Origin of the sequence: Candidatus Accumulibacter sp. ACC003 (assembly GCF_907163085.1) — a bacterium.
Taxonomy (GTDB): domain Bacteria; phylum Pseudomonadota; class Gammaproteobacteria; order Burkholderiales; family Rhodocyclaceae; genus Accumulibacter.
Window position 1 is genome coordinate 34221 of sequence record NZ_CAJQTX010000007.1, and the last position, 11175, is coordinate 45395.

Genomic DNA, 11175 nt, shown 5'->3' on the forward strand with positions numbered 1-11175 from the left:
ACATCTTCAGCTAGCACGAGTTTTTCGTGTTGAGACAAAAGCCTTCGCACAGAGTCTGAAGCTGGGCATAGCCATGCCACATGATTTGATGTCCCGGGGGCGGATCGGTGGCACGGCCGAGGTAGCCACCCAGGCGAGCGACGAGAAGCACGGCATCACCCAGCTGTCTGGGCTGAGGCAGTCTTTTTTTTTGCATAGGCCTCGAGCACCTCGATTTCGAGGTCCGAGAATAGAACGTCAGCGGGAAGCCCGGGACATTCTCTGCCGAGCAGGGTCATCAACATGATCCGCCAGGCAATCACCAGATGGATGGCGATGGCGCGTTGCAATCGCTCGGCGCTTCGATGCGCCAAGGCTTCGACGCGGCAACCGCTCTTCAGGACGCGATGCCAGTCTTCAATGCGCCAGCGCAGGCAGTACCAGCGCAGACACTCCTGTGCCTGCTCGACGGTCGTGATTTCGCGCGTCGTCAGCAGAAACCACTCAAGCGCCTTGGCATCCTCTGGCGGAGCGGTTTCCCGCACGTGCACGACCCACAGCGTGATCGGCGCCTTCCCCTTGTGTGCGAGTGGTGGCGGTAGATCGACGCGCCGATAGCGCAAGGCGACCGCCGCACAGCGCTGCTTTCGCGGCGCACGGGCCTTCTGCTTGCTTTTCTTCGCTCGGGCACTTTGCCGAGGCACCGTGATATTCAAGCGGCCCTGCACCGGGCTTTGTCTGGCCGACTCGAAGAGACGCAGGGCCTCGCCGGTACAGCGGTCATGCTGGGCTCGGATCAAGAGATCGACGCGGGCGCGTTGGCGCTGCTCATCGAAGAGTTCAAAGAAATCGGCCTCGCGATCCATGACACAGATCTGGCGTGTCGTGGGGAGCTCTTTGGCCAGTTGGCTGCACGTGCGCAAGCCCTCAATCCAGGCGAAGGTCTTCTTCTCTTCAATCGGCACCGGCGTCGCCCCCGGCGGCTCGTTCTTCGCCGTGGCGATCGGCGCCGAGCACTGCGCCGCCAGAACGCCGAGCGGCAGGCCCTCGGTGCTCACGATCAGCGTCGAATGCAGGTGCAGCCCCCGACTCTGGGCACCCGTCTGATTGCTCCCGATCACCCCCAAGCCCTCGCATTGCGCGAGTCCGGAATAATTGAGGTCGCTGCCATCCTGGATGCACAGGACCGTCGCCTGCGCTTTCATCCGCTGCAGGGTCCGTTGGCGGTGCGGTGCCAGGATCGCTTCAAGGGTGACGGCCGAGTCAGCGGCCTGGTCGATCAGCCGGTAGTGCCCCTTGACCGCGGCGCGGTCGCCTTGTGCCGCGCCGGAGAACGCGCGTCCGGGCATCGCCGCCAGCGTGCAGGCACTATCGACCAGGCGTTGGCTGAGCCGCTCATCCCCCAGTGCGGCCCCGGCAAACTCCTGCGCCGCCCACGCGTTGCCCTCCAGGCCCTCGGCGATCGTCAGCGCCGGTAGGCCGATCGGTTCGGGAAGCCCCAGTCGGCTGCGCCAGTCCGACGCCAAGGGATAGGCGTAGATCGCTTTGACCGTCTTGTTCTTCTGATGCGCGCGGTCTTGGCGGCCTCGACCTCGGGTTTGCCCGATGGCCTCCCAGTTCGCCGCCCGGTAACAGGTTCCGGCAAAATGCGCGCTGTCGACGAAGCTTTCGACCAGCCAGGGCTGATACCCGTACTGCGTTTGGAAATCCCCGCCCAGGCGACGAAGAACCATGCCCAGCACACGCGAGGCCAGGTTGTGACAAGCGACTGACGGCCGAATCAGAAAGCGGCTCATGCCCACGACCCGGTGCAACTGTTGCCGGCGCGTCGTCGCGTCCCAGCCCATCCAGCGGTCCCGATCCGCCAGTTGCAGGGCGGCGGCGCCGAATCCCAGACCGCCCAGCCAACCATGCGCCGAGCCGATCAGGTAACGCATCTGTGCGCCCACCAGCGGCCCGGCCCCCTGTGGGTGTTCGCTCAGCATCAGTTCATTCCACAGCCGCATCTGATCGACCGTTTCAACCTGGAGTAGTGACAGTTCCTGAACCGCCTCCGCTTGCGCCGGTACACCGCTCGGCGCCTCGACCGGCTGTCCCAGGCGCCGTGGTCGGCGGCCTTCGACCGACACCCGCGGCCGTGCGCTGGGAAGGACAAAGTGACCGCCACGTTCCAACTCCCGCAGCGCCTTTATACAGCCACTGGTTTGTGCTTTCCCGCGCGCGTCGACAAAACCGAAGTGCCCGCACACCGCGCCAACAAACGCCGAACGCGTAGAATGACCAGAGCTACCCAGAAGGTTGCAGATCGTTTCGATCGAATCCGTTTGGGCTAGCGTTCGTTTAATCTGATGTTGTTTTTCCATCCCGTCAGGATGGCCGACCCGCCTTGAAAAGTCCAGCACTTATTGTGGGGCAAGGGCAGCGCTAGCCCGCCCCAGAAAGGGGCGAGCGGCCCGAATCTGATCGAGCAGATCTATCAGCAGTACTACGACCCCGAAGGAGAGTGAGGTGGACCTTCAGCACTTTGGTTTGCGGCATCCGCCGCTGGGCAAGCAAGCGGCCGAGCTGTGGGATGACGGTACGCTGGGACAGTTGGCCGAGCGCTTTGCGTGGTTGTTGCACTCACCGGGCGTCGGCCTGATCACCGGCGAACCCGGGGTGGGCAAGACGGCGGCCTTGCGCCAATTGACCCGTGGCCTGAATCCGCATCGTTATCAGGTGATCTATCAGGCGGAGACCGACTTTGGTCGGCTGGATATCTATCGCGGTCTGGCACGGGCGCTGGGTGTCGAGCCGGGGTATCGGCGGGCGCAGCTGTGGCGCGATCTGAAGGAGCGGATTCTGCAGTTGGTCGATAGCCGTCAGCTGATGCCGGTGTGGATCATCGATGAGGCGCAGAATCTGCCGCCGGAGTTCTTTCGGGATTTGCCGGCCTTCCTCAACTTCGCCTTCGATACGCGCGATGTGATGGCGGTCTGGTTGATCGGTCATCCAACACTGGCGCAAACGCTGGAGCGGGCGCCTTATGCGGCGCTGGCGGGGCGGATTCAGGTGCGCGTGCAGCTCAAGCCGGTGCTCGAACGCGAGCGCTTCGCGCTGCTGATCCAGCACAGCCTGAAGAGTGCCGGTTGTACCAGTACGCTGCTCAGCGATTCAGGCCTGGAGATCTTGCGCCAAGCGAGCAAGGGCTTGCCGCGGCATGCCGGGCGAATTCTGCGCACGGCGATGCGCCTGGCGGTGCCGCGTGGTTTGAATCATTTGCCGGACGATCTGTTGCAGTTGGCGATCGAGGAATTGCGATGAAGCGCCGCTCTGCCGAGCCGCTATTCCCCGACGGCCTCTCCGATGAAAGCGTTGCCGCGCTCAGTCAGTTCCTTCACCAGCTCGCCGTCGCTTGTGAAAGCCGTTATGCCGTACAGCTACGCCGCTACCACCAGCGGCAGATGAATCTGTACGATCCCGAAGAGTCTTGGCGGTTGCCGCTGCTGCCGCCTCGGTAGGGCCTTCATCCCACGTTGCCGCCGGGATCACTCTTCCGGTTGCAGCATGGGACTCGGCCATCGTTTCAACCTCGAAAAGCTTGGGCCGAGGAGTCTGGATTAGGGCCGGACGTAACAGACGGCGTCGATGCCGGGGATGGTCTGCATCAATGCCAGCGTGCTTCGGTAGGGTGTCAGTTGATCGAGCAGATACTGGTCGAAACGATCGATACGGCGTTCGAGCTCCTCGACGTGCGCGATCAATTCATGCAGCACGAAGCGGTGGTCGGCGGTGAGTTCGCCGTCGAGCGCGTCGAGCAGTTCCGTACGGTCGGCCTTGAGACGGTTGCCGGCGAGCATCAACACCTCGGCGGGAGAGTGCTCGGCGATCAGCGCCTTGACCATCGCCCGCCCGGCGACGCCGTGGATGTCGCTCACCACCACCGACAAACGAATGCCGCCGTCGGAGAGGATCTTGTGCACGCGGTTCTTCTCGCTCGAAAGGATGCCGACCAGCTGCTGGCGTTGTCGCCCGACGTGGCGCAAAGCCCGAAACTGTGCCGGCGGCACAAAGGACGCGCGTAGCATGCCGGCTCGCGCCAGCATCGCCAGCCACTGCGCATCCGCCCAGTCCGTCTTGCGGCCAGGTACGGTCTTCACGTGCCGCGCATTGACGACCGTCGCGACGATGCCGACCTGTTCCAGCGCCGCATGCGGACTCTTCCAGTAGATGCCGGTGCTCTCCATGACGACCATCTCGGCGCCGTGAGCGGCCACCCATTGCGCCATCGCCTGGCGGTCACGCTTGAAACCACCAAACTCGGCCAACTCGACACTCGTCTGGCCGGCCTCATCTTCCGTGATCGCACAGGCCGTGATCTTCGCCTGATGAACGTCCAGCCCGACGACACGCTTGTACAGTTTCGCCAGTTCCATCCGTTACTCCTTTCCCGTAAAGTCACGAACGGGTGGGAACGGCGCTTGACCGAAACAACCTGCAGGGTTGCCCCTGCGGCCTTTTTACCGTGCGCTCTCTACGAGGCAATCCGGGGTACGAGTCGGTTCAGCGGGTCACGTTAGGCATCGGGGTCCAACCACCATCTCATTGCTCGACCTCTGCCGTTTCCACCCACTCGTATTTTCTTTCATCATCCGGGGTGGCGCGAGCCGCCTCACGCAATGACCGTTAGTACCGATCACTTCGAGCCGATCTGGGGTGTTCGTTTTCATCCCGGTGCCGCGGTGCCTACCGAGTGGGTCGATCACACCGCCCGCAACCGGGTTCCGATCAGCGAGCTGTGGCGCGAGATCAGCGGTACGGCGGCGGGTTACCGGCGCGTTCCCGAACGCTGACGACGGCGGCTCCGATAGGGGCCTTCGTGTCGGGGGCTTTGGTGTCGGCTGCTAGCGGCCGACCGAGCAGCGCTGCGGGCAGGCAGGGCAGCGCCAGGCGTGTCAGCGTTCCATGCGCATCGAGTGTTCGGGCTGACGAATAGCCAGGCGGGAACGACGCGCCTGCTGATCATCCGGGGCACGCCAAGCGCTGGTGTTGTGCCTCTCTGGCAAGCACGTGCCGTCTGTCGGTGATCGCCGGCAAACGGCCCGTCTGTGCTGGCTGACGATTCCCAGAAGGGCCAGGCTCAAGCCGATCAGCGCCAGACTTGTCGGTTCGGGCACTTCGATTCTGAGACTATTCCAGGCATTCCAAGCAGGACCCATGCCAGTCGGGTTGATGGGGAACGGCTGGCTGAACATCCCGGATTCGTCAAAGCGGACGGCAACCACCTGCGTGATGTCGAACAGCGGGTCGCTCCAGTAGAACGAGAACGGGTTCTGCAAGCCCAAGTTCGGGCTGATCCAGAAGGTGTCCCACACGTTGGCGGGTCCAAACCGGAACCACCCCCGGGAACGGCCATTGCCATCAATCAGTTCGAGTGACAAGTCCCAGACGCCGGGCGGTGGATAGACGGAGAAATGGATCATGCTGCTGCCGGTCTGCATGTTAACCGGCGTGCCGAACCGGTAGTCCCACCAGGCAATGGCAAGGGCATTGCTCGTTGGCAGGTCCCATGACATCGCTAGCGTGTTGTCAATCGTCGTCTGGCCGTCACTTATCTGCACATCCGGCGCTAGCGTCGCTCCGACAACGGCCAGGGGAACGTTTTGGGGAACGTAGAATTCCAGAGCCGCCTGCGTCAGGTTGTCGCCGTTCGCCGAAGGGACGATGTTGCCGGCGCTGATGGCCTGCTGCCAGGAGGTGCTGGCGGGGATGTCAACGACCACTGTGGCGACAGCCGTTGCTGACGATAGCATGGCCACGGCAGCGATGAGAAAGTCAAGGCCTCTCTTGGTGTACGTCAGGGTGGATTTGTCCTCTCAGGCAACGCACGGGCAATCAAGCAGTTAGTTCTTCCCCCTGGACATCTGCGCCGGAAGTCCGTATAAATGGCGCATGGAAAGCGTTCTTGGTGCATTGCGTGTTCGCTTGGTGGGCAAGAGCGAAGAGGCTCGCTATCGGGAGTTGATGGCAGAGCATCACTACCTGGGCGACCTGGCGAAGATCGGGCACACGCTTTGGTACGTGGCCACCTACGGCGAAAAGTGGACGGCCCTGCTGAGTTTCTCTGCGGCGGCCTGGAAATGCGGCGTTCGTGACCGCTGGATCGGCTGGGACTATCGGCATCAGTACGATCGCTTGGGCCTGGTCGCCAACAACAGTCGCTTTCTGATCCTTCCCGATTGGCATTACCCCAATCTCGGCTCCAAGGTGCTCTCGCTGTGCGAGCGACGGGTCGCCGAGGATTGGCAGGCGCATTTCGGGAAGCCGCTGTTACTGCTGGAGACCTTTGTGGACCCCTCGCGCTTCCAGGGGACCGTCTATCGCGCCGCGAACTGGACGCCTCTGGGGCTGACGCAAGGCTTTCGCCGCACCCGAGAAGGCTACAGCGCCCACCCGACGTCGCCCAAAGTTGTCTTTGTTCGCCCCTTGCAGGCGGACGCTCGCGGCCAACTTTCCCGCTCGATACTCAACCCCCGCTATCGCACAGGAGCGCCCAGGATGATGCTCACCGCCGAACAGATGCGCACGCTTCCCGATTTCTTTGCCGGCATCGCCGACCCGCGGCGCGCGCAAGGAAGGCGTCACCCCCTTCCTGCCGTTCTGGCCATCGCCACGGCGGCGGTCTTGTGCGGAATGCGGGGCTACAAAGCCATCGCCGGGTGGGCCAAAGACCTCACACCGAAAGCACGCGAGCGTTTCCGCTGTCGTCGCGAGAAGGGCGTTTACCGCGTACCCAGCGAGTTCATCATTCGTGACGTCCTGATCCGTGTCGATCCCATGGCGCTCGATCAAGCGTGTCAGCAGTGGAACAAGGCCTATGCTCAAGACGACCCCAGTCTGGCGGTCGACGGCAAGACCATGCGCAATGCCCATGACGAGCACGGTCAGCAAGCACACATCATGAGCGTGGTCGGGCATCAGACCGGCGTGTGTCACACCCAAAAAAAGTCGGCACCTTGCCCGTAAATGGCGGGGACGAGCTCAAGCAGACCAATGAAATCGGGATGTTCATACCCCTGCTCGATGCGATCGATATTCAGGGCAAGGACATCACCGCCGACGCGCTACTGACACAGCGCAAGCTGGCGACCTACCTGGTGGAGCGCAAGGCGCACTATCACTTCACGGTCAAAGGCAATCAGCCAACACTGCAAGCCGATATCGCGCTCCTCTTCCAGGATCGGAAGGGGGCAGACTTCGTGGCGGTTTCGCCACCTGACCATGGTCGGATCGAGACTCGGCGTATTTGGTGCAGCAATGCCCTCAACGCCTATCTCGACTTCCCGCATGTCGGCCAGGTGTTCTTGATCGAGCGCGAAGTGCTGCACAAGAAGAGCGGCAAGCGGACGCACGAAATCGCTCTCGGGATCACCAGTCGCCCTCCAGAACAGGCCAGCCCACAGCAAATCCTCGCCATCAATCGCGGCCATTGGTCGATAGAGAACCGCTGTCACTACGTCATCGACTGGAACTACGACGAGGACCGTAGCCGTATTCGGACTGGTTACGGACCCGAGAACATGTCACGCCTGCGCCGCTTTGCCGTCGGAATCCTGCACCACTTCTCCGACGGCAAAACCAGCATTTCCGAAAAAATGCGCCACCTCAACCGCAACATCCGATTGGTCTTCGACTACCTGCGCATGACCAAAAATTCTACAGGCCACGTATCACCTTGATCCCGGCACGAGAACAAATTTACCGTGTGGTGTACGTCTGCTGATGAGTCATTGGTTCGCCTCCATTGAGTTGGTCACTAACGCATTTGACGGATTGGCTTGCCAAGCGATGAGAAATGAGGCAGTCAGGTTTACCAATCAAGACATTCCGCCAATCCAACGTTGCCCGCGCGCTCGCAGGCGGGTCAGCGGGTTGGCGCCGTTTCGTGGCGCCGTGCTCGAAATGCTGACCGTGGTTTCATAAAGCAGGAATTGCGCCCGCTAAGTGAAATGGTTGACGAAACAATGGCGTGGCGATTTTTGGGCGAAGCTGACCGCCGTCGCGTTCGGGCAAGTGTAAAAAATTCCGACAGTTTTTCACGGAAAATTCAAGTTATATCAGCATTTATGGAGGGGTTTCACGCGGGCGTTGCGAGCGTGTCGGCAACACTCGGGCGGTGTCGTTGCGGCTCAGCCGCCGTACTCCTCAAGCGGCCCGCTCAGCGCCAGCTCGCCCTGCCGTGGCGACGTCAAATCTTCCGCCGTCCGCCGGCGCGCCAGCGCGCTGACGCGTACGCCGAGCAGTCGCAGCTTGCGGTCGAGTGGGATCCGGCGCAGGCATTCGCCGGCGGCGCGGCGGATGGCTTGCGGATCGGCGGTGGCGGCGGCCAGCGTCAGGTCGCGGGTGACGGTTTGAAAGTCGGCAAAGCGCAGCTTGATGCCGACCGTTCGGCCGAGCAGGTCTTTGCGTCGCAGGTCTTCGGCGACGCGCGTGCACAGCGCCGTAAAAATTTCGCCGAGTGTCGCCCGGTCGTGGCGCGGATGCAGGTCACGGTCGAAGGTCGTCTCGCGGCTGATCGATTTCGGTTCCGACGAGGTGATCAGCGGTCGCTCGTCGATGCCATGCGCCGCCGCGTGCAGCCAGCTGCTGTAGCCGTCGGCGAAGTGCTGGCGCAGGGTGCTCGCTTCGGCGTGCGCCAGTTCGCCGATCGTGTGGATGGCCAGCGTCGCCAGGCGGTCGCTCGCCTTGGGGCCGATACCGTTGATCTTGCGCACCGGCAGCGGCCAGATCCGCTGCGCGACGTCGGCCGGCTCGATGATCGTCAGGCCGTCGGGTTTGTCGAGGTCGGAGGCGATTTTGGCGAGCAGCTTGTTGGCCGCGACGCCGATCGAGCACGACAGGCCGGTGGCGGCGCGGACGGCGTCCTTGATCTGTTGGGCGAGCGGCCGGGTGGCGCCGGCGAGGGTGCTCAGGTCGACGTAGATCTCATCGATGCCACGGTCTTCGATCTCTGGCGCGAGCTGCGCGACGGCGGCCTTGAAAACGCGCGAGTAGTGGCGATAGGCGGCGAAGTCGACCGGCAGCAGAATCGCCTCCGGCGCCAGTCTGGCGGCTTTCATGATCCCCATCGCGGAAAATACGCCGAGTGCGCGCGCTTCGTAGGTCGCCGTGGTGATCACCCCGCGCCCGGCGTAATCGCGCAGGCGAGTAAAGCGACGGTGGCCGTCGGCGAGCTGCAGTGCTTGTTGGTCGCGGCTGCCGCCAATGACCACAGGCTGGCCGCGCAGTTCCGGGTAGCGCAGCAGTTCGACAGACGCGTAGAAGGCGTCCATGTCGAGATGGGCGATACGCCGCGCTGGCATCCCGGGCGGCAGCGCTGAAACGCCGTCGGCCGGGGTCAATAGCGGAGGAACTTCTGCCGCGTCAGCTGCCAGGCGTCTTCGTCGGCGCGGCTCAAGGCGTCGAGGTCGGCCGGCGTCGCCGCCGGGTCGTCGACCCATTCGCGCAGTAGCGGCGAGCCGTTGATCAGGTCGATCGCCAGTCGCTCGTGTTCGTACTCGTAGGCGAAGTCGCGCCACAGCGGGTAGTCGGGTTGCAGTTGCCGCAGCGCTTTGAAGGCCAGACTCTGCAGTCGCCACGGTCGAAAGCCGGCGTGCTGGTAGGAGCCATCGTCGACGTGAATCTGGACGCCGTGGCAGAGCTTGGCGGCGTGCTTGTGGAAGGTTGGCTCGAAGCAGCATGCACGCAAGCGGCAGCCGCGCAGCCAGTCGGGGGCGAGCGCGTACATCGTCGCGATCAGCCGGCCGGCGTCGATGTCGGGTGCGCCGAAGAGCTCCAGCGGCCGAGTCGTACCGCGCCCCTCGGAAAGCGTGCTGCCTTCGAGCATTACCGTGCCGGCGTAGCAGCGCGCCATCGAGACGTTCGGCGCGTTCGGGCTGGGATTGACCCAGCTCCGCTCGCCAAGCGGCCAACCGTAACCGGGCGCCGCTTCAGGATCCCAGCCGTGCATGTCGATCACCGTGCACTCGACGTCGAGGGCGAGCGTGCTGACGAACCAGCACGCCAGTTCGCCCATGCTCAGGCCGTGCCGCATCGGCAGCACGCCGGCGCCGACAAAGCTTTCCCAGCCTGGGCGCAGGAGCAATCCCTCGAGCGGGCGTCCGACCGGGTTTGGGCGGTCGAGTATCCAGACCGCCTTGCCGTGCGCGGCGGCGGCTTCGAGCAGGTAGCGCAGCGTGGTGATGAAGGTATAGATGCGGCAGCCGAGATCCTGCAGGTCGATCAGCAGCACGTCGAAGCTGTCCATCATCGCTGGCGTCGGCCGACGGACGGCGCCGTACAGGCTGAAGACCGGGATGTGGTGCGTCGGGTCGACGAAGTCGGCTGACTCGACCATGTTGTCCTGCTTGTCGCCGCGCAAGCCGTGCTGCGGTCCGAAGGCCGCCGTCAAGTGCAGATCGGGCAGCGCGGCCAGCGCGTCGACGGCGTGCGTCAGGTCAGCGGTCAGCGAAGCGGGGTGGGCGACCAGTGCCAGACGGCGGCCATGCAGCGGCCTGCGCAGCTGCGGGTCCTTGAGCAGGCGGTCGAGTCCGAAGTCGATCGGGGGCATCGGTGTTTCCTTCAGGCGGCGTCTTACGGCGCCGCCAGTGCAATGGCGAAACCATCGCGATGGTGAAAATCGGGGTGCGCCGCCGGATGGCGCAGAGCCCAATAGCTATGGCTGCCGTCAACCGTGTCGCTGGCTTCGACCACCGCCGCCAGAGCAAGCTGCAGCCTGCTTCCGGCTGGCGTCGCCGGCAGCATCGCCGGCGCCATGCTCGCCTCGAATTCGAGGCGGCCGGCAAACAGCCGGGCGGTGATCTGTGGCGGCGTCAGCAGCGCCACCGTTTCGTCGCGTTGCCGATAGCCGGCGAACGCGTAGGCTGCCCACTGACCCGACGGCGAGAAGTTGAATTCGCGGTAGGCCGCGTCGCCGGTGACGCCGACGAAGGCCTCGAAACACGTGTGTTGCCAAAGCTCGTCGGCGCAGCCCGGCGTCGCCGGCGCCGGGATCGACAAGCGCGCCATGTCGCCGCGCAGACACCAGGCCAGATCGAGACCTCCGTCGGCGCGGCGTTCGGCGTGAACTTCGAGCCTGCGGATCACCGCTGCCGGAGTGGCGGGATGCGGGCAAAGGGTCAGGGTGAATTCGGTCGGGAACATCGGTCGCTTGTCGAG

At 63.7% G+C, this 11175-nt stretch carries 11 protein-coding genes and 1 pseudogene; 5 read left to right on the plus strand and 7 right to left on the minus strand.

Annotated elements, in window-relative coordinates:
* Positions 1-10: 10 nt before the first annotated feature.
* Both QZ656_RS15550 and QZ656_RS15555 read right to left on the minus strand, forming a co-directional pair.
* Positions 11-196, minus strand: a complete 186-nt coding sequence (locus QZ656_RS15550) for an IS4 family transposase (protein ID WP_291994686.1) — start codon at positions 194-196, stop codon at positions 11-13.
* On the minus strand, positions 156-2342 hold the full coding sequence (locus QZ656_RS15555) for an IS4 family transposase (protein WP_291994253.1): 2187 nt from the start codon (positions 2340-2342) through the stop codon (positions 156-158). Before QZ656_RS15555 ends, QZ656_RS15550 begins: the two co-directional genes overlap by 41 nt.
* 145 nt (positions 2343-2487) lie before the next feature.
* Here QZ656_RS15555 and QZ656_RS15560 point away from each other — a divergent pair, with 145 nt between their 5' ends.
* Both QZ656_RS15560 and QZ656_RS15565 read left to right on the plus strand, forming a co-directional pair.
* Positions 2488-3282: an ATP-binding protein gene (locus QZ656_RS15560; protein WP_291992004.1), complete on the plus strand. Its 795-nt coding sequence runs from the start codon at positions 2488-2490 to the stop codon at positions 3280-3282.
* Positions 3279-3479: a hypothetical protein gene (locus tag QZ656_RS15565; RefSeq protein ID WP_291991615.1), complete on the plus strand. Its 201-nt coding sequence runs from the start codon at positions 3279-3281 to the stop codon at positions 3477-3479. Before QZ656_RS15560 ends, QZ656_RS15565 begins: the two co-directional genes overlap by 4 nt.
* Positions 3480-3596: 117 nt before the next feature.
* Here the strand turns inward: QZ656_RS15565 and QZ656_RS15570 are convergent.
* Positions 3597-4394 (minus strand): annotated as a pseudogene (locus QZ656_RS15570) (IS110 family transposase); the annotation flags it as partial.
* 243 nt (positions 4395-4637) lie between these two features.
* On the opposite strand from QZ656_RS15570, the gene QZ656_RS15575 reads away from it, so the two are divergent.
* Positions 4638-4811, plus strand: a complete 174-nt coding sequence (locus QZ656_RS15575) for a hypothetical protein (protein ID WP_291994254.1) — start codon at positions 4638-4640, stop codon at positions 4809-4811.
* Positions 4812-4913: 102 nt separating this feature from the next.
* Here the strand turns inward: QZ656_RS15575 and QZ656_RS15580 are convergent, their stop codons facing one another.
* Positions 4914-5741: a PEP-CTERM sorting domain-containing protein gene (locus QZ656_RS15580; RefSeq protein WP_291994255.1), complete on the minus strand. Its 828-nt coding sequence runs from the start codon at positions 5739-5741 to the stop codon at positions 4914-4916.
* A gap of 169 nt (positions 5742-5910) precedes the next feature.
* Between QZ656_RS15580 and QZ656_RS15585 the strand changes: the two genes are divergently transcribed.
* The gene (locus tag QZ656_RS15585; protein ID WP_291991588.1) at positions 5911-6984 is read left to right on the plus strand and encodes a Druantia anti-phage system protein DruA; all 1074 of its coding nucleotides are present in this window, start codon (positions 5911-5913) and stop codon (positions 6982-6984) included.
* Positions 6948-7697: an ISAs1 family transposase gene (locus tag QZ656_RS15590; protein WP_291994256.1), complete on the plus strand. Its 750-nt coding sequence runs from the start codon at positions 6948-6950 to the stop codon at positions 7695-7697. The genes QZ656_RS15585 and QZ656_RS15590 overlap by 37 nt, the downstream gene beginning before the upstream one ends.
* 450 nt (positions 7698-8147) lie before the next feature.
* Here QZ656_RS15590 and dinB read toward each other — a convergent pair whose 3' ends face one another.
* Genes dinB through QZ656_RS15605 form a run of 3 tightly spaced genes read right to left on the minus strand, consistent with a single transcriptional unit; the run spans position 8148 to position 11160 of the window.
* Positions 8148-9320: a DNA polymerase IV gene (dinB, locus tag QZ656_RS15595; RefSeq protein WP_291994687.1), complete on the minus strand. Its 1173-nt coding sequence runs from the start codon at positions 9318-9320 to the stop codon at positions 8148-8150.
* A 35-nt stretch (positions 9321-9355) separates the two neighbouring features.
* Positions 9356-10567: a DUF1343 domain-containing protein gene (locus tag QZ656_RS15600; protein WP_291994257.1), complete on the minus strand. Its 1212-nt coding sequence runs from the start codon at positions 10565-10567 to the stop codon at positions 9356-9358.
* Positions 10568-10590: 23 nt separating this feature from the next.
* A complete protein-coding gene (locus tag QZ656_RS15605; protein ID WP_291994258.1) occupies positions 10591-11160 on the minus strand; it encodes a DOMON-like domain-containing protein in 570 nt (189 codons plus the stop codon).
* Positions 11161-11175 lie beyond the last annotated feature (15 nt).

What these genes read in the sequence shown, in the direction of transcription:
- QZ656_RS15550 (WP_291994686.1), bottom strand. Translation starts at nt 196, where the DNA reads ATGCAAAAAAAAAGACTGCCTCAGCCCAGACAGCTGGGTGATGCCGTG.
- QZ656_RS15555 (WP_291994253.1), bottom strand. Translation starts at nt 2,342, where the DNA reads ATGGAAAAACAACATCAGATTAAACGAACGCTAGCCCAAACGGATTCG.
- QZ656_RS15565 (WP_291991615.1), top strand. Translation starts at nt 3,279, where the DNA reads ATGAAGCGCCGCTCTGCCGAGCCGCTATTCCCCGACGGCCTCTCCGAT.
- QZ656_RS15575 (WP_291994254.1), top strand. Translation starts at nt 4,638, where the DNA reads ATGACCGTTAGTACCGATCACTTCGAGCCGATCTGGGGTGTTCGTTTT.
- QZ656_RS15585 (WP_291991588.1), top strand. Translation starts at nt 5,911, where the DNA reads ATGGAAAGCGTTCTTGGTGCATTGCGTGTTCGCTTGGTGGGCAAGAGC.
- dinB (WP_291994687.1), bottom strand. Translation starts at nt 9,320, where the DNA reads ATGCCAGCGCGGCGTATCGCCCATCTCGACATGGACGCCTTCTACGCG.
- QZ656_RS15600 (WP_291994257.1), bottom strand. Translation starts at nt 10,567, where the DNA reads ATGCCCCCGATCGACTTCGGACTCGACCGCCTGCTCAAGGACCCGCAG.
- QZ656_RS15605 (WP_291994258.1), bottom strand. Translation starts at nt 11,160, where the DNA reads ATGTTCCCGACCGAATTCACCCTGACCCTTTGCCCGCATCCCGCCACT.